Source organism: Streptomyces sp. NPDC102451, assembly GCF_044765485.1.
Lineage (GTDB): Bacteria > Actinomycetota > Actinomycetes > Streptomycetales > Streptomycetaceae > Streptomyces.
On sequence record NZ_JBIWKD010000024.1, the window covers coordinates 73,100 to 89,405 of the forward strand.

Genomic DNA, 16,306 nt, shown 5'->3' on the forward strand with positions numbered 1-16,306 from the left:
GACAGAGCGGTTCCGGGTCTTCCTCGTTCCGGGGGCGTTCATCCGTCGGACGGCGTCACCGGCTTCGCTCGGGCCGGTGGAGGTTCGAAGGCGGTGCCGAGGGTGCCGGGGGTCACCGGCGTGCGCTGACCGGTACCCGCCACGGGCAGGCGGGCCCCGTCGGTGGACGGGTCCACGTAGGTGGCGAACCACGTGTCCAGACGCGCGGCCAACTCGTCGCGTGCGGACGCGCGGGCGGGGTCGGCGACGAGGTTCTCCCTCTCCCCCGGGTCCCGGTCCATGTCGTACAGCTCGTGCGGGCCGTGTGGGTACCGGTGGACGTACTTCCAGCCGGGGGTACGGATCATACGGACGGGTCCGTACTCGTCGTAGACGACCACCCGGTCCCGGGCTGGGGACGCGTCTCCCTCGCCGCCGAGGAGCCCGGCGAAGGAGTCCCCGGGCAGGTGCCGGCCGGGCTCGTGGTCGAGGCCGAGGTGCTCGACCAGTGTGGGCAGTACGTCGTAGTGGGACAGCAGGGCGTCGCACGTTGGTCGGCCGGCAGCAACCTGCTCCTCAATGTCGGCCCCCGCCCCGACGGCACGATCCCGCCACGTGAGCAAGAGTTGCTGCGCGCCACGGGAGCACGTCTGGCTCCGCGGACTTGACGGCGCCCGGCACCTTCCGGTCACCGTGAGCGGGGTCGGGACTCCGTCGAGGACGCTCACTCTGCCTCGGCGACCCACTCCACGACGCGCTCCAGCACCCGCCTGCCCGTCGGGTTCTGCTCGGACAGGATCGTGAGCTGGAAGACGTGCGGCATCGCCTCGTACACCTCGACGGAGACCTTGGTTCCGGCGTCGGAGGCAGCCTGCGCGAAGCGCAGTGTGTCGTCCAGGAGCGCCTCCGCGGCCCCGACCGTGAACAGCAGCGGCGGAAGGCCGTCCAGGGCGCCGTGGATCGGCGACTGCGGGGCCCGGTCGGGCCGGGTACCGCCCAGGTACTGGCCGATGAGACGGGTGAGCAGTGCGCGGTCGACGCCTGAGTCGTGGGCGGCGTTGTCGTCGATGGACGGGCTGGACAGGGTGAGGTCCGTGATCGCCGAGTTGGCGATGACGGCTGCCGGGAGGGCGGTGCCGGATGCCTTGAGGGCGAGCAGGGCGGAGAGCGCCAGCGTGGCACCGGACGACTCGGAGAACACGACGATCTTCGCGGCGGGCACCCCCTGGTCGAGCAGGCTCCTGTACACGGCGACCACGTCGTCCAGCGGCGCCGGGTAGGGGTGGGCCGGGGCCAGCCGGTAGTGCACGACGAGCACCGGGCGGGCGGTCGCCCGCGAGATCCGATGGGCCGTCAGATTCATCAGCTCCGGCATGCGGTGCTCGAAACCGCCCCCATGGACGTAGAGCACCACACCTTCCTCGACGGACGCCCCGCCCGCCGTCACCCAGACCGCGGACACTCCCCCGCTCCCGGGCAGCACCGGGCTCAGGTCGGCGTCAGCCGGCAACGCGAAGGACCGGCTCCCGAGGCCGGCCAGCTCTGCCATGACCGCGGCGGCGGCTGTGGTGGGGTCGGGCTCGGCGGGGATCCGGATGATGTCCATGATTCAGAGACCTATCAGGTGCGCTTCGGCACCGGCAACACATTTGGCCCACCACCGTCGCGCCCTCGATGGTTCACCGTGTGAAGGTTCGCTCCGGGGTTGGTCGGGTTTACTGATCATGCCTTGCGAGCGTTGCTTACGCGCGGGTAACTAACTGTTCATGAACCTCTTCAGCCGCAGCTCCCTGCTCCGTCGTCCGGAGCCCCGCACGGAGGAGCCCTCCTCCGCCCCGGCGGCCGCAGGCACGGCAGTTCTGCCGGATCCCGGTCTGGCGGCTCTCACCGGAGAGTGGATGATCGACCCCGCCCACAGCAGGATCGGCTTCTCCGTGCGGCACGCCATGGTGACGACGGTGCGTGGCGCGTTCCTGGAGTACGAGAGCCGGCTGTACTTCGACGGGCGTAACCCGGCACGCTCACGGGCCGAGATCTCGCTGGCCACCGCGAGCGTGGACACCGGTGTCGAGCAGCGCGACGCGCACCTGGTGGGGCGCGACTTCCTGAACGCGGCGAAGCACCCGCGCATCAGCTTCGTGAGCACCGCCGTGCAGCTCATCGGCAAGGACGTCTACCGCATGACCGGCGACCTCTCCATCCGGGGCATCACCCGCCCCGTGGTCCTGGACCTCACGTACATCGGTTACGTCACCGACCCGTTCGGCTACGAGCGCGTCGGGTTCGACGGGACCACCACCATCAACCGGTCCGACTGGGGTCTGACCTACAACGCCCGCCTGGCCGAGGGTGGCGCCATGGTGAGCGAGAGGCTCCGTCTGCAGTTCGACATCGCCGCCATCCGTACGCCGCCCGCCGCCTGACCCTTCAGGCTTCAGGTGACCGCGTGCCCTCCGCACCCCTGAACGTGGAGCGGTAGGCGCGCGGTGACACTCCCAGCGCCGCGTGGAAGTGCCCGCGCAGCGCGGTGCCGGTCCCGAAGCCGGCGTCGGCGGCGATCCGGTCGACCGGCAGGTCGGTCCTCTCCAGCAACTGCCTTGCCGGGCCCGTCGAGCACTGCTGTGCGCCGCGGCCGCGCTCCTGTCGTTGCTCGTGCGGCGTGCCGCCCCGGCCGGCCGGTCCGCCGGGGCGTGTCTAACCGCCGTACACCGCTTGTGACTCCGCGAGCGCGTCCGCGAAGTCGCTTGCGAAGCGCAGGGCTTCGGCCGGGGTGAGGGTTGCGGTGGTGACCCGCACCCCGGGAGGGGACGCGATGCGGAAGCGGGTTCCTGCCGCGGTCCACCAGCCCCGGGTGCGCAGGGCGTTGACGACGGCGGACTCGTCCCGGACGGGCACCCACACGTTGAGGCCGCTGACCCCGTGGGACGCGATGCCGTGCTCCCGCAGGGCCGCGCCCAGGGCGTCTCGGCGGGTGCTGTACGTGCGGGACGCGTCCGCCACCAGCCGGGTGACCGCCGGGTCGCCCAGCAGGTCCGCGACGGTCACCTGGAGGATGTGGCTGACCCACCCGGAGGTGAGCAGCATCCTTCCGTCGTGACGCGCGAGGGTGGCGGGGTCGCAGGCGAGGGCGGCCCAGCGCAGGTCGATCCCGAGGTGCTTGGACACCGTACGCACCTGGGCCCAGCGGGGCAGCCCGCCGGATGCGAGGGTCGCGGCGTCCGCGCCGGCGATGTCCGCGTTGTGGTCGTCCTCGATGACCAGTACGTCCGGGAAGTCGTGCAGCACGGACAGAAGTTCGTCCCTGCGGCCGGGGGTGAAGCGCGCGCCGAGCGGGCTCTGGCCGCGAGGGCTGCACACCAGGGCCCTGGCCCCCGCGCGCAGTGCGGTGCGGAGTGCCTCCGGGCGGATGCCTTCGTCGTCGACCGCCACGGGCAGCATGCGCAGGCCCAACGCCGGTACGAGGTCGAGGAGATGGTGGAATCCGGGGTCCTCCACGGCCACGGCGTCACCGGGCTTCAGCTCGGTGGAGAGCAGCCTGGCGATGCAGTCCAGGGCGCCGTGGGCGAACGTCACCGATCCGGTGGGTACGCCGTCGCGGGCGAACCAGGCGCGGACGGCGTCCTCCAGCACGGCGAACCGCGGGGCGGCGCGGTGCGATCCGGACACGGGCCCCACGCTCGCGGGCGGGGTCAGCACCGGGAGGCAGTCGGGGTCGGGGTGCCCGCCGGCCAGGTCGCGCAGCCCTTCGGGCACCTTGGGGGGCCGCCGCGAGGTGACGACGGGAGCGGACGCCACGACTGTGCCGCCACGCCCCAGGGTCACCACCACCCCGCGCCCGCGCAGCTCCTTGTAGGCCGCCGCGACCGTCCCGGCACTCACCCCCAGCGCCTCGGCGAGCCGCCGCACGGGAGGCAGCGAGGCGCCCGGCCTCAGCGCGCCGTCGGCCACCCGGCTTTCGACGGACGCCGAAATCTCTCTGGCCGTACCGCCCGCGATCCCATATTGTTCTGCCACAGAGCACAGTTTGTACCGATACAAAATATGTGTCAAGGGGGATTCCGATGGAACCGACGCCGAGCCGTGTGCCGTTCGTCCGGCGCCTTGCCATTCCGGGCGGCCGCAACGGACGGCGCATGCTGGTGATCGCCGTCATCGACAAGGTGGGCACCGGGCTGTGGGCCGGAGCGGCGACGCTCTACTTCCTCTACGTCGCACATCTGTCGGTCGCTCAGATCGGCCTGCTGATGGGCCTGTCGGGCATTCTCGGCATAGCCGGACCACCGCTCGCGGGGCGGCTGGCCGACCGCTTCCCCGTGACGCGCATCCTGCTGGGCGCCCAACTGGCCCGGGGCGCAGCACTCCTGGCTCTGCTGACGACGAACGACTACGCGCTGCTGGTGCTGTTCTCGGCGCTGGGCGCCCTGCCGGACCGCGCGTCCAGCGTCCTGACCAAGCTGTTCGCCGCACGTGTCGCGGGCCCCCAGCGCATCCGCTACCAGGCGATCCAGCGGACCGCCGCGAACATCGGGTGGGCCGTCGGCGCGGCCGGGGCCGCCGCCGCGCTCACCGTGGGCACCGCCGCCTCCTACCGGGCGCTCCTGCTCGCCAATGTCGCTTCGTATGTGCTCATCGCCGTCCTGACCCTCCGGTGCGCGGAGCCGCCCGCCCCCAGCCGCGTCGTCGCCGGGCAGACCTCCCCCACCGACGCCCCCCGCACCCCTTCCGGCCCCCGGGCCAAGGCGGCGACACCCTGGCGGGACCGCCGCTACCTGGCGTTCACCGGGTCGGAGATCTGGCTGTTCCTGGACGACAGCATCCTCCAGGTCGGGTTCCCGCTGTGGATCGTCCACGCCACCGACGCCCCGGTGGGGCTCGCACCACTGATCCTGGTCGTCAACAGCGTGCTGGTGATCGCACTCCAGGTCCCCCTGTCCCGCTTCGGCGAGACCCGGGCGGCCGCCCGCCGTCTGCTCGTCCCGATCGGCGCCGCCCTGCTGACGGGCGGGGTGGCGCTCGCCGCCTCGGCCGGCGGCGGCCCCTGGTTCGCCACCGGCGCCGTCCTCCTCGCGGCCGTCGCCTTCACGCTCGCCGAGATCCTGCACTCGATCGCGTCCTGGGAACTCTCCATCGCCCTCGCGCCCGGCGAGGCGCAGGGCGCCTACCTCGGCGTGCACGGGCTGGCCCAGTCCGCGCAGCGCAGCCTCGGCCCCATCGTCGTCGGAACCGCCGTCGGCGTGGGCCCGGTCGCCTGGCCGGTGCTCGGCGCAACCCTTGTGGTGGCCTGCCTGGTGCAGCACCGGCTCGTCGGACCGACCGCCCCGGCCGAACACCGCGTTGACACACCGGTGCACTGAACTGCTGTGCTGGTAGAGCCTCTTGGGGCGTACGTTGTGATGCGAACGGTTCAACGCCCCGGTGGAGAAGACGGAACGGTACTCATGACCGATCACACGACAGTGCCCGGCTCCGCACAGCAGAAGATCGACACGTCGGTGCCGCATTCGGCCAGGATCTGGAACTACTGGCTGGGCGGGAAGGACAACTACCCGGTCGACGAGCAGGCCGGGGACGCGTACAGCGCCGTGTTCCCGGGCATCGTCACCGTGGCCCGCAGCAGCCGTGCCTTCCTGGGCCGTACGATCGCCCACCTGGTCGTCGAGGCCGGTATCCGGCAGTTCCTGGACGTCGGGACGGGTCTGCCGACCGAGGACAACACCCACGAGGTCGCCCAGCGGCTCGCCCCGGACGCCAGGATCGTCTACGTCGACCACGACCCCCTGGTCCTCACGCACGCCCGCGCCCTGCTCACCTCCACCCCCCAGGGCGCGACCGCCTACGTCGACGCCGACCTGACCGACCCCGACCGCATCCTTTCGGCCGCCGCCGGGACACTGGACCTGAGCCGTCCCACCGCCCTGATCCTCAGCAACATCCTTGGCCATGTCGCCGACCACGACCAGGCGCGCTCGATCGTCACCCGCCTGATGGACGGGCTGCCGTCCGGCAGTTACCTCTCCGTCAACGACGGTTCGCGGGGTGTCGACGCCGACTACGAGCGGGCCCAGGACGCCTACAACGACTCCGGGGCCATTCCCTACTTCCTGCGCCCCGTCGACCGGATCACGGCGTTCTTCGACGGCCTCGAACTCCTGGACCCGGGAGTCGTATCGGTCCCCCTCTGGCGTCCGGACCCCTCCGCACCCACGCCCGGGCCCATCGGCGAGCACGGCGGCCTGGCCCGCAAGCCGTGACGGTCTGATCCGAGCGGAAGGTCCCTGACCGGCGTCGGCGGCGTCCAGTACGTCGCCGTCGGCCGGGCCCGCCGCACGGTCAACGGCTCGTCGGAGGCGCTGAGATCGGTGGTGCTGCGGCGGTCGGTGCCCTTGTGGGCGATCGGGCGGTGACCACGTGGAATCACCGGGGTACGGTGACCCGACACGAGCCCGACCGGGACGTTTTGGCCGCACGAGGTGACGAACGATGAACGAATACCCGCTGCCCACACCCCACCCCACGAACGCGCATCCCGCCCGGGTGTACAACGCGTGGCTGGGCGGCAAGGACCACTACCCGGTGGACCAGGAGGCGGCCGAACTCGCCGCGGGGGCGAACCCGACCATCGTGCCGTCGGTCCGCGCCAACCGGGCGTTCCTCGGCCGCGCCGTACGTCACCTCGCGGCAGCCGGGGTGCGCCAGTTCCTCGACGTCGGTACGGGCATTCCCGCCGCGGCGAACACCCATGAGGTGGCCCAGCAGGCCGCTCCGGAGTCGCGTGTCGTGTACGTCGACAACGACCCGATCGTCCTGACCCACGCCCGGGCCCTGCTGGTCAGCGGCACTGAGGGGCGGACGGACTACGTGCAGGCCGACGCGCGGGACGTGGACACGATCCTCGACGCCGCCTCGCGCACCCTGGATCTGGACCGGCCGGTGGGCCTGATGCTGGTGGCGATCCTGCAGTACATCAAGGACGCCGAGGACCCGTGGGACATCACCCGCCGCCTGCTGGACCGCCTCGCATCGGGCAGCTACCTGGTCCTGTCGCACCCGGCCGCCGACGTCACCGCCCCCGAGGTCGCGGAATCGATGCGGATCTACAACGAGCGTGCCGCCAGCCACGCTTCCGCCACTCCGCGCACGCAGAAGGAGGTGGAACGCTTCTTCGAGGGTCTGGAGATCCTGGAGCCGGGCGTGGTCACCCTCACCCGCTGGCGTCCCGGGCCGTCCGACACCCCGGACGACACCCTGCCGATGTGGTGCGCCGTCGCCCGTAAGGCGTAACAGCGGTTCTCCTGTCCCTGGTGGTCCGTTCGCGGAGGTTTCCGGCGCAGGCCTGCCAAGATCCGCCAGATGGCGGCCTGTTCCGGCCCCGTCCTCCGGCGGAACGGCCGAAGACCGGGGCCGACCCGTTGGTCCCACCACTAATCTGTGGGGCCACGGGGGAGGAGACGGTCTCATGAAACCACTTGGTGCTGCCGATCCGGCACGGATCGGGCCGTACGCGCTGGCCGGGAAGCTCGGTGCGGGCGGGATGGGCGAGGTGTATCTCGGGCGGTCGGCCGGCGGCCGGACCGTTGCGGTGAAGGTGGTGCGCATGGACCTGGCGCACGACCAGGCGTTCCGGGACAGGTTCCGCCGGGAGGTCGCCGCGGCCCGGCGCGTGTCGGGGGCCTTCACGGCTCCTGTGGTGGACGCCGACACGGAGGCCGAGATCCCGTGGATGGCGACGTCGTTCGTCGTCGGCCTCTCGCTGCACGCGGCGGTGGCCGAGCACGGGCCGCTGCCCGAGGACGCGTTACGGATGCTGACGGCCGGGCTCGCGGAGGCCCTGCTCTCCGTCCACGGTGCCGGAGTGATCCACCGGGACCTGAAGCCGGCGAACGTGCTGCTGGCCCTCGACGGGCCGCACGTCATCGACTTCGGGATCGCGCGGGCGACGGACGGCACGGTCCTCACCTCGACCGGTGCGGTGATCGGCTCGGCGCCGTACATGTCTCCGGAGCAGGCGGTCGGGCAGCAACTCACCCCGGCGAGCGATGTGTTCTCCCTCGCCTCCACGGTCGCCTTCGCCGCCGGTGGTGCCAGCCCCTTCGGGGACGGCGCCGGGGCCGCCGTCCTCTTCCGGGTCGTCCACACCGAACCGGACCTGACCTACGTCCCGGCGAGCCTGCGTCCGCTGATCCGGCGCTGCCTCTCCAAGGACCCCCGCGAGCGGCCGGCCCCGCGCGAGGTCATCACGTACGCCGAACTGGCCGAACGCGCCCGTCCCGCCCAGGGCTGGGCGGGCTGGCTGCCGGAACCGGTGGCGGCGGACGTGCTCTCGGTGCGGGCGGCCCTCACCGCGCTTCCCACCCCCGCGCCCACCGTGCCGCTGACCGGGCCGACCGAGGCGCTCCCGGGCGGCCCGGGCGCAACGGGCGCAACGGGCGGCCCTGACGGCCCGGGTGGGCGCCCGAGCAGGCGCACGCTGCTGCTCGGGCTGGCCGGCGGGACGGTCGCGGTGGCCGGCGGCGGGACCGCGTGGGCGCTCCTCCATGACCGGGACACGACCGGCGGGGGCGGCACGTCCGGGAGCGGCAGCAAGGGCACGGCCTCGCGCCCTTCGGGTGACGACGTCATGGACGCGAAGCTGGCCTGGCAGGTGCGCCAGTCCGTGGCCGGCACCCAGGTGATCGCCGCGAGCGGTGTCGTCGCCTGCGTGTCCGTGAGCCAGGTCACCGGGTTCGACAAGAGCGGCGGCACGAAGTGGACGGTGAAGGCGCGGGACCACGGCCTCGCCTTCTCCTCGGCGGGCAGCACCCCCCGGCCGGTGGCGGGGCTGCACGACGGCCGTCTCTACGTGGGCCTGAGTGTGATGCCCGCCGTGACACCGGGCGACCTGTCGGCCACCACCCGCACGGCCCTGCTCGGCTTCCGCGTGGCCGACGGCAAGGACCCCCGGCTGATCACGCTGACCGAGACCGCAGGGATGGGACTCTCGGCCTTCTGCGGCGTACGCGACGGCCGCGCCCACACCGTCACCATGTCGAGCCAGGGCACCGGTTCGGCGGGGTTCGGCCTGTGGGCCGCCGACCTCGGCTCCCGGCGGACGGCCTGGTACGGGAAGGCCCAGGCCACCCCTGTCTTCTGGGCCCTGCCCGCCACGGGAGGCGGCATGGTCTACGGGGGCGTGGACCGGGTGGTCGCGCTCGGTGGGAAGGGCGACGTCGCCTGGTCGAAGAAGATGAAGGCGACCGCGATGGCCGCGGCCGGGCCCTACCTCGTCCTGGTGGACGGCGCGGGGGTGCTGTCCGCGCGGGAGCCGGCGACCGGGCGGCAGGCGTGGAAGGCGGAGGGCGCGGTCGGCGCCTCCGTCCGGGGTGACGGCATCGCCACCGACGCCAAGGGCACGGTGCTGTACGCGTTGTGGAGCGACGAGGACGGTGGACCCTCGCTCGCCGCCCTCGACTGCCGGACGGGTGAGCGGAGGTGGAAGGTGCCGGTGCCTGCCGATGCCAAGGGCTCGGCCTACCAGGGCGCCCGGCTGCTGTGCGCGGACGGGAACGTCTACCGGATGGGGGCCGACGGAGTGGTGTGGGCCTTCGACGCGTCGAACGGCAAGCCCCGTTGGAAGTACACCGGCTGGAAGGGAACCGATCCGATGGAACTCGCCTGGAGCGCCGGTGACGGCCGGCTCTGCGTATCGAAACCGGACACCTCGACGGTCGCCGCCCTCAATGCGAACGGAGCCTGAGCATGGCCGCGTTGGAGCCTCTCGACCCGTCGGACCCGCCTCGTACCGGCCCGTACACACTGCTCGGCAGGCTCGGGGCCGGGGGCATGGGCACCGTGTATCTCGGGCGGTCGGCCGGCGGCCGGACCGTCGCGGTGAAGACCGTACGGCCGGAGCTCGCCGCCGACGCGGGTTTCCGGGCGCGGTTCGGTGCCGAGGTGAGGGCCGCCCGCACGGTGTCCGGTGCCTTCACCGCCCCGGTGGTCGACGCGGATCCCGAGGCCCCGGTGCCGTGGATGGCGACCGCGTTCGTGCCGGGCATCTCGCTGGGCGCGGCGGTGGCGGCCGGGGGGCCGTTGCCCGCGCGGGCCCTGATGGCGCTGGCGGCGGGGGTCGCCGAGGCGCTCACGTCGATCCACGCGGCGGGGCTGACCCACCGGGACCTCAAGCCGGGCAACGTCCTGCTGGCGCTGGACGGCCCGCACGTCATCGATTTCGGCATCGCACGTGCCGCGGACGGTACGGCGCTGACGGCGACGGGCACCGTCCTCGGCACGCCCGCGTACATGTCGCCCGAGCAGGCCACGGACGGTGAGGTGGGCCCGGCGAGCGATGTGTTCTCGCTGGGCGCCACACTCGCGTTCGCCGCCCGCGGCTCGGGCCTGTTCGACGGCGGGCAGCCCGTGGAGGTGCTGAAGCGGGTGGTGCGGGAGGAGCCGGATCTGTCGGCCGTGCCGGAGATTCTGCGGCTCCTGGTGGCCGCGTGTCTGGCGAAGGCCCCGGCGGACCGGCCCGCCCCGCGTCAGATCGTCGAGTACGTCGAGCGGAGCGCGGCCCCACGCACCGAGGGGCCGTGGCTGCCGCCCGCCGTGATGAACGCGATCGAGGAGGCGACGGCGGTGATGGCACCGACCGTCACCGCGCGCCCGCAGGAGCCCGCCGCGCCGTTCGTCCTCGCGCCGCCGCCGGGCCCGCCCGCCTACCCGCCGCCGCCCTTCCCGCCCGGGCCGCCGGCCGGGCCCAGCCGTCGCGGGCTGATCGTGGGGCTCGCGGCCGGAGCGGTGGCCCTGGCCGGGGGCGGCACCGCGCTGGGGCTGTGGCTGGGAGGCGAGGACTCCCCCGGGACCCCGTCGGACGCGAAGCCGTCGGGCCCCGGCCTCACCGATGACGGGCGCCCTCTCGACACCGACGTCGAGGCCACCCCGCTGTGGACGGGCGCGGTCTCCGAACCCCTGGTGCAGATCTCCGGGGAGAACGGGACCGTCGTCGGGTTCAGCGCCAAGCGGGCGTGGGCCTTCGACCGGGCGGGCAAGCGCGTATGGGGTCCGCTGGCCAATCTGCCGGACCCGGTGAACGCGAGTTTCGGCGGCCTGGTGGCCGCCGTCGGCGACGGGTTCGTGTACAGCGTCGTACGCGCGGGCCCCGGCGAGCAGAAGCGGGTCTTCCGGGCCATCCGCCTGGACACGGGCGCCGTCGCCTGGACGCTGGAGCTGACGCACAGGTCGGCGTCGAGCGTGACCGTGACCGGCGTCCTCGACGGTCAGGTCTATCTCACGGGCAACTGGCTGTCCCTCACCCTCGATCCGTCCCTCGATCCCGAGGACATGACCAAGAGCGGTACGTTCGTCTGTTCCGTCGACCCGGCGGCACGCAAGGTCGGCTGGCAGCTGGTGCTCACGAGCACCGAGACGCAGGGGAACAAGGGCGATCTGTCCGTGCCGTCCTCGGGGACGCGCCTGCTGTGGGCGAGCGCCAACACCGACGGGAGCGCCCCCACGATCGCGGGCCTCGACACGGGCGCCAAGGGCAAGGTCGTCTGGGAGCAGCCGTCGCCCGGGGGCGGGGCCAGCGCCATGGACGTACTGTCCCAGGGCGTGTACGGGCCCTGGCGGGACGGGCAGCACGCGTCGGCCGGTGGGTTCTTCCTGCATGTGACCGACCGTCTGTACGCCATCGATCCGGACAACGGCCAAGTGGCCTGGAAATCACCGGAGCTCGCCTACAAGGCCGTCGTCGCGAGCCAGGACGGGAAGACCGTCTACGCCGCCGCAGGGTCCGGTCTCGCGCTGGTCGTCCATGCCCTGGACGCCCGCACCGGGAAGGTGCGCTGGGCGGGATCACTCTTCGAGAACACCTCCGGTATCCCACATCTGCAGTGTGCGGACGACACCGTCTACGTGTGCACCGGCGACCGGCTGTGGGCCCTCGACTCCGGTGACGGCAAGGCGCGTTGGACGGCGGAGCTGGACTCCGCGGTGACCTATGGCCAGCTCCCGTTCTTCGCCGGGGACGGCCTGGTGTACGCCATGGGGCCGAAGGGCCTGATGGCCTTCGCGTCGAAGGTCCGGGCGGCCTCCTGAGCGGCCTGCCGTGGCTGTCACGCAGGGAGCCTGGGCTCTATCGTCGTGCCGACAACGCATCACCGAGGTTCAAGCGGATGTCCGACAAAGGATTGGTACACGTGCCCGAACAGTTTGCGTCCGTCCCGCAGGAGCTCGCGGACGTCCCCGGCGGCGACGCCGCGTATCTGCGGCTCATCTCGCTGCTCGACGAGAGCGGTGCCCGCTACCGCGTCATCGACCACGCCCCGGAAGGGCGTACCGAGGAGGTCAGCCGGTACCGGGGCCACCCGGTGGCGCAGGGGGCCAAGTGTCTCGTCGTCATGGTCAAGACGGGCAAGCGCACCAAGCGGTACTTCCTCGCGGTCGTCCCCGGAGACGCCCGGGTGGATCTGCTGGGACTGAAGGCCCTGGCGGAAGGCAGTTATGTGTCGTTCGCCTCCGCCGACAAGGCCGAGGCGCTGTCCGGGAGTGTCAGCGGCACCATCCTGCCGTTCAGCTTCCATCCGGATCTCGAACTCGTCGTGGATCCAGGGGTGCTGGAGCACGAGGAGATCTTCTTCAACGCGGCGCGGCTGGACCGCTCGCTGGCTCTGAACGCGCAGGACTACCGCGACCACCTTCACCGCGTCGGGGCGCGGATCCAGCCGATCACCGCACGGGAGCCGGAGACCACCGCGCCATGACCTGCCGGGCGGCGCCCTTGCCGTCCGCGGGACGCCCCGGCCAGCGGACAACAGGTGCTTACCCGCCCATGGCGCTCACCCCATCCCCTTGCCTCCCATAAGCCGCGCGTCCGGTTACGGTGGCCGCATGTGCCACTACTGCGGCTGCCGCGAGATTCCGCTGATCAAGGAGTTCATCGCGGAGCACGAGTCCGTCACCGACACCGCGGGGGACGCGCTGCGCGCCCTCGACCACGGCGATCCGGCACTCGCCGGGGAGCTGGTGGCCCGGATGGGCCGGGAGCTCCTCGCCCACTGGCAGGGCGAGGAGGACGGGCTCTTCGCGGTGATGGGCGGCGACGAGGAGTACGCCGGTTACATCGGCGCCCTGGTACGGGAACACCGCGAGCTCGCCGCGTTCCTGGGCCGTGTCGATCTGCGCCGTGGCGAGGACGTCGTACAGCTGCGGGAGGCGGTCGACGAGCTCCACCGGCACATCGCCAAGGAGGAGGACGGCCTGTTCCCGGCCTCCCTCACCGCGCTGTCCGGGGACGAGTGGGACCGCTCGATGGCGGCGTGGCGGGCAGCGCATCCTGACGCGCCCGGGGAGCTGGGCCGCTCGTGATCCCGGCCGGCCGGGCCCGGATGCGGGCGGCCCTTCTCCCCCGGTGCGTCAGGAGTAGGAGCCGCCCGGTCCGGTCAGCCGGATTTCGCGGTGGCGGCCGTCCGGCCGGTGGCGGGGCCCGGCAGCAGATAGGTCCGGTGGGGACCCGGGCCGCGGCCGGGCGGCAGGAGGACGGCCCGCGCACCGTCGACGGCCGGGGGCGGCACGTCGCCCTCGGCCGTGAGAACGGCGGCCGGTACGCGGCGTGCGAGAGCCTGGAGGGCTTCGGGAGTGATGCTCGCGTCGTGGCCCCCGGTCTGGCGGGAGACGCAGCCGGCATAGTAGGCGATCGGCACGGCCTGGTCCCCGCTGACCACGCACGGCGGGCGCACACCCAGCCGGTTCAGCTCCTCGGCGACCGCGGCGAACTCCTTGGTCGTGGCGTGGCCGACGCGGACGGCGTGGCTGAGCACGGAGAGCTGGACGGTGAGATGAGCGGCCAGGACCAGCGTCAGCGCCCCGACCCCTGCCGGGCGGCGGGCACGACGTGTCCGGGCGAAGAGGTGCACCAGGTACTCGGCCACCGGGACGGCCAGCAACGCGTAGGCGGGGAGCAGGAATCGGGGCGCGGCGTACTCGACCAGGAACAGGTACGGTACGGCCGTCGAGACACCGGCCGCCGTCGCCAGCAGTGCCGTGGTCCCTCGGCCCGCACGCCGGGCCGCCATGATCCCGCCCGCCGCGAGGAGGGGCAGCGCCAGCCACCACACCGCGGTGGCGGGGTTCTCCCAGCCGATGTCGCAGGGGCGGCACAGGGTCCGGCCGGCGAGCGCTCGCAGGTGGTCGTCGACGGCGACGTTCCACCCGAGGCCGCCCTGGATCTCGCCGGCCCGGTGCAGCCGCGCCCCGAGGCCCCCGTAACGGGCGTACGCCTCGGCCGTCCAGGGTACGCAGCCGGCGACGAGTCCGCCGACGAGTGCGGCGCCCAGGCGGGGCAGGCGTCGACCCGGCACCAGGGTGACGGCCAGGACCAGCGGGAGCGCGAGCCAGAATCCGTCGGCCGGGCGCATCAGGGCGACCAGGGCCACGGCGGCCCCCGCACCGGCCGTCTCCGCCGGCCCGGCGGAACCGCGCACGGCCCTCACGACCCAGCCGGTCGCGGCCAGGGCACCCAGGGCGCACCACAGGTTGGGCATGGCGGCGGGGCCGTAGAACAGGGTCGGCCACAAGCCGGCGAACAGTGCGCCCGCGCCCACGAGGACGGGGGTGGGCAGCACCTTCCGCCAGACCCACAGGGCGACGAGCAGTGCGGCGGCGGAGAGCAGGGCGAGATAGATCCGCAGCGCCGTGGTGGATGCGGTGAGCGCCGCGACGGGAGCGACCAGGTAGGAGATCCCGCGGGCGCGGGGGGCGCTGAAGAAGGCGGCGGGGGCGTTGCCGCCGACCTGGCTGACGTAGACCGTCTCGTCCCAGGCAAGGCCCGAACCCGGTACGACGAGGGTCAGTTGTACGGCGGCGAAGACCGCGGCGAGCGCCGTCAGCCACGGCAGTGGACCGGATGTCCGCCGGCTGGGCCGTTCGGCCGGGGCCCTCACCGCCGGGCGCAGTGGTGGGCACTCGTGCATGACCGCTCCTCGTCTCTCCGGGGGCCGCGGGACGGGGACGGCGCGGCTTGGGTCAACGAGAGAGGGGGGTCGGGGGTCACGTGGGGGGCAGTGTGCCGCGACCGGTGGCGGGACGCTGACTCCCGTGCCCCGGGGGCCCCTTGGGGGGTACCCCCTACATAAGTAGGGGCCCGGCTGCGTCGCTGGGGTGACGCGCCGGCCCCGGGTTGTGGGGTGGAATCAGAACACCGTCCCCGCACCGCTCCCGGAGGCCCCCCGTGACCGCCCGAACCGATCTGCCGACGAAGGCGAAGCGCACCGTCCATCCGTTGGTCGCGGCCTTCGTGCGCTTCGTCGTCTGCGGGGGCGGTGTCGGACTGGCGGCCAGTGGTGCGCTGGTGCTGATCGGCGGCCGGATGCCGCTGGTCCTCGCCAACGCCCTGATCACCGTGGTCTCCACGGTGATCGCGACGGAGCTGCACAGCCGGATCTCCTTCCGGAGCGACCGCAGGGGCTGGAGGGTCCATCTGCAGTCCGGGCTCACGGTGGTCGTGAGTTACGCGTTCACGACCGGCGCTCTGCTCGTGCTGCACGCCCTGCAGTCCGCCCCCTCAGCACTGGTCGAGCAGACCGTGTACCTGTCGGCGTCCGCGGCGGCCGGGGCCGGCCGGTTCGCGTTGCTGCGGGCCGTGGTCTTCACCCGGACTCCGGCGCCGTCGGACGCCCCTGTCCTGGCCCGGCAGGCGGTCGTCATCGCGGCCTGATCCACCGGGCTCCGCGAGATCCCCTAGGGGGTCAACTCCCGTACGCCCGTGCTGTGCAGGTGGAGCGCCCACAGCAGCACGCCGAAGGACGCGGTGTGGAGGACGGCGCGAACGGTGTTCCACATGACCCAGCGGTCCTCGAACGCGGCGCGCGCCTCCCGGAGCAGGTCGGGGGCCGCGTCGGCCGGCACCTTGTCGAGGGCGTCGTTGAGCGGGACGTTGCGTGTTCCGGTGACGAGGAACGCCGCCCCGTGGAGCACCAGCGCCGCGACGATCCAGGGCAGGGCTCCCGGGCTGTGGCCCTTCACGGCGAGGACCGTCGCCAGCACCAGCAACGGCAGGGGCAGCAGGAAGGGCGTGAGGAACCAGCCGTTGATGATGGCCCGGTTGATGTGCTGCATGGTCCGGACGAAGGCCCGGTCCTCACCACGGGCCAGGCCCGGCATGACGGCGTACGAGAAGGCGCAGAACAGCCCGGCCATCAGGGCGGCTCCCCCGGCCGAGGCGAGAAGGACCGCGGTCTGGAGTGTTCTCATGCGTGCTCCGAATCCGGCGCTGCGGCCCGTTCGACGAAGTGGACGACGCCCCCGTCGGGGTCGGTGACGGGTGTCACCGGGTACGGGAGGCCGGCGCTCCGGT

General features: G+C 72.8%; 15 protein-coding genes and 1 pseudogene. 10 read left to right on the top strand and 6 right to left on the bottom strand.

Annotated features, from left to right (window positions below):
• Positions 1 to 38 precede the first annotated feature (38 nt).
• Positions 39 to 347, bottom strand: coding sequence for a hypothetical protein (locus ACIRD8_RS34205; RefSeq protein ID WP_404000503.1), 309 nt, complete (start codon positions 345 to 347; stop codon positions 39 to 41).
• A 159-nt stretch (positions 348 to 506) separates the two neighbouring features.
• On the opposite strand from ACIRD8_RS34205, the gene ACIRD8_RS34210 reads away from it, so the two are divergent.
• A complete protein-coding gene (locus ACIRD8_RS34210) occupies positions 507 to 647 on the top strand; it encodes an alpha-L-fucosidase (protein ID WP_404000614.1) in 141 nt (46 codons plus the stop codon).
• A 56-nt stretch (positions 648 to 703) separates the two neighbouring features.
• On the opposite strand, the gene ACIRD8_RS34215 is transcribed toward ACIRD8_RS34210, so the two are convergent.
• On the bottom strand, positions 704 to 1,585 hold the full coding sequence (locus tag ACIRD8_RS34215) for an alpha/beta hydrolase fold domain-containing protein (protein WP_404000505.1): 882 nt from the start codon (positions 1,583 to 1,585) through the stop codon (positions 704 to 706).
• Between the two features lie 160 nt (positions 1,586 to 1,745).
• On the opposite strand from ACIRD8_RS34215, the gene ACIRD8_RS34220 reads away from it, so the two are divergent.
• Positions 1,746 to 2,402, top strand: a complete 657-nt coding sequence (locus ACIRD8_RS34220; protein WP_404000507.1) for a YceI family protein — start codon at positions 1,746 to 1,748, stop codon at positions 2,400 to 2,402.
• 4 nt (positions 2,403 to 2,406) lie between these two features.
• On the opposite strand, the pseudogene ACIRD8_RS34225 reads toward ACIRD8_RS34220, so the two are convergent.
• Both ACIRD8_RS34225 and ACIRD8_RS34230 read right to left on the bottom strand, forming a co-directional pair.
• Positions 2,407 to 2,580 (bottom strand): annotated as a pseudogene (locus ACIRD8_RS34225) (helix-turn-helix domain-containing protein); the annotation flags it as partial.
• A 93-nt stretch (positions 2,581 to 2,673) separates the two neighbouring features.
• Entirely contained in the window at positions 2,674 to 3,993 is a 1,320-nt protein-coding gene (locus tag ACIRD8_RS34230; protein ID WP_404000510.1) for an aminotransferase class I/II-fold pyridoxal phosphate-dependent enzyme, read from the bottom strand.
• A gap of 47 nt (positions 3,994 to 4,040) precedes the next feature.
• Here ACIRD8_RS34230 and ACIRD8_RS34235 point away from each other — a divergent pair, with 47 nt between their 5' ends.
• The 7 genes from ACIRD8_RS34235 (at position 4,041) to ACIRD8_RS34265 (ending at position 13,320) form a co-directional block, all read left to right on the top strand.
• A complete protein-coding gene (locus ACIRD8_RS34235; protein WP_404000513.1) occupies positions 4,041 to 5,333 on the top strand; it encodes an MFS transporter in 1,293 nt (430 codons plus the stop codon).
• An 84-nt stretch (positions 5,334 to 5,417) separates the two neighbouring features.
• A complete protein-coding gene (locus ACIRD8_RS34240; RefSeq protein WP_404000516.1) occupies positions 5,418 to 6,230 on the top strand; it encodes an SAM-dependent methyltransferase in 813 nt (270 codons plus the stop codon).
• Between the two features lie 229 nt (positions 6,231 to 6,459).
• Positions 6,460 to 7,260, top strand: coding sequence for an SAM-dependent methyltransferase (locus ACIRD8_RS34245; protein WP_404000519.1), 801 nt, complete (start codon positions 6,460 to 6,462; stop codon positions 7,258 to 7,260).
• 175 nt (positions 7,261 to 7,435) lie between these two features.
• Entirely contained in the window at positions 7,436 to 9,712 is a 2,277-nt protein-coding gene (locus ACIRD8_RS34250; RefSeq protein ID WP_404000521.1) for a protein kinase, read from the top strand.
• A gap of 2 nt (positions 9,713 to 9,714) precedes the next feature.
• Positions 9,715 to 12,051, top strand: coding sequence for a PQQ-binding-like beta-propeller repeat protein (locus ACIRD8_RS34255; RefSeq protein ID WP_404000524.1), 2,337 nt, complete (start codon positions 9,715 to 9,717; stop codon positions 12,049 to 12,051).
• 101 nt (positions 12,052 to 12,152) lie between these two features.
• Complete coding sequence (locus ACIRD8_RS34260) at positions 12,153 to 12,716, top strand: YbaK/EbsC family protein (RefSeq protein WP_404000527.1); 564 nt, start codon at positions 12,153 to 12,155, stop codon at positions 12,714 to 12,716.
• A 127-nt stretch (positions 12,717 to 12,843) separates the two neighbouring features.
• Positions 12,844 to 13,320, top strand: coding sequence for a hemerythrin domain-containing protein (locus ACIRD8_RS34265; RefSeq protein WP_404000530.1), 477 nt, complete (start codon positions 12,844 to 12,846; stop codon positions 13,318 to 13,320).
• Positions 13,321 to 13,394: 74 nt separating this feature from the next.
• On the opposite strand, the gene ACIRD8_RS34270 is transcribed toward ACIRD8_RS34265, so the two are convergent.
• Positions 13,395 to 14,924, bottom strand: a complete 1,530-nt coding sequence (locus ACIRD8_RS34270) for a hypothetical protein (protein WP_404000533.1) — start codon at positions 14,922 to 14,924, stop codon at positions 13,395 to 13,397.
• Between the two features lie 257 nt (positions 14,925 to 15,181).
• Between ACIRD8_RS34270 and ACIRD8_RS34275 the strand changes: the two genes are divergently transcribed.
• Positions 15,182 to 15,667: a hypothetical protein gene (locus ACIRD8_RS34275; RefSeq protein WP_404000536.1), complete on the top strand. Its 486-nt coding sequence runs from the start codon at positions 15,182 to 15,184 to the stop codon at positions 15,665 to 15,667.
• A gap of 23 nt (positions 15,668 to 15,690) precedes the next feature.
• On the opposite strand, the gene ACIRD8_RS34280 is transcribed toward ACIRD8_RS34275, so the two are convergent.
• Positions 15,691 to 16,203 carry a DUF1772 domain-containing protein gene (locus ACIRD8_RS34280; protein WP_404000538.1) on the bottom strand — a complete coding sequence of 171 codons (513 nt, stop codon included), beginning with the start codon at positions 16,201 to 16,203 and terminating at the stop codon, positions 15,691 to 15,693.
• Between the last annotated feature and the right edge of the window lie 103 nt (positions 16,204 to 16,306).

Bases quoted from the DNA above. Each gene is read 5' to 3' on its own strand.
- ACIRD8_RS34205 (WP_404000503.1), bottom strand. From the start codon at position 347: ATGATCCGTACCCCCGGCTGGAAGTACGTCCACCGGTACCCACACGGC.
- ACIRD8_RS34215 (WP_404000505.1), bottom strand. From the start codon at position 1,585: ATGGACATCATCCGGATCCCCGCCGAGCCCGACCCCACCACAGCCGCC.
- ACIRD8_RS34220 (WP_404000507.1), top strand. From the start codon at position 1,746: ATGAACCTCTTCAGCCGCAGCTCCCTGCTCCGTCGTCCGGAGCCCCGC.
- ACIRD8_RS34235 (WP_404000513.1), top strand. From the start codon at position 4,041: ATGGAACCGACGCCGAGCCGTGTGCCGTTCGTCCGGCGCCTTGCCATT.
- ACIRD8_RS34240 (WP_404000516.1), top strand. From the start codon at position 5,418: ATGACCGATCACACGACAGTGCCCGGCTCCGCACAGCAGAAGATCGAC.
- ACIRD8_RS34245 (WP_404000519.1), top strand. From the start codon at position 6,460: ATGAACGAATACCCGCTGCCCACACCCCACCCCACGAACGCGCATCCC.
- ACIRD8_RS34250 (WP_404000521.1), top strand. From the start codon at position 7,436: ATGAAACCACTTGGTGCTGCCGATCCGGCACGGATCGGGCCGTACGCG.
- ACIRD8_RS34255 (WP_404000524.1), top strand. From the start codon at position 9,715: ATGGCCGCGTTGGAGCCTCTCGACCCGTCGGACCCGCCTCGTACCGGC.
- ACIRD8_RS34265 (WP_404000530.1), top strand. From the start codon at position 12,844: ATGTGCCACTACTGCGGCTGCCGCGAGATTCCGCTGATCAAGGAGTTC.
- ACIRD8_RS34270 (WP_404000533.1), bottom strand. From the start codon at position 14,924: ATGCACGAGTGCCCACCACTGCGCCCGGCGGTGAGGGCCCCGGCCGAA.
- ACIRD8_RS34280 (WP_404000538.1), bottom strand. From the start codon at position 16,203: ATGAGAACACTCCAGACCGCGGTCCTTCTCGCCTCGGCCGGGGGAGCC.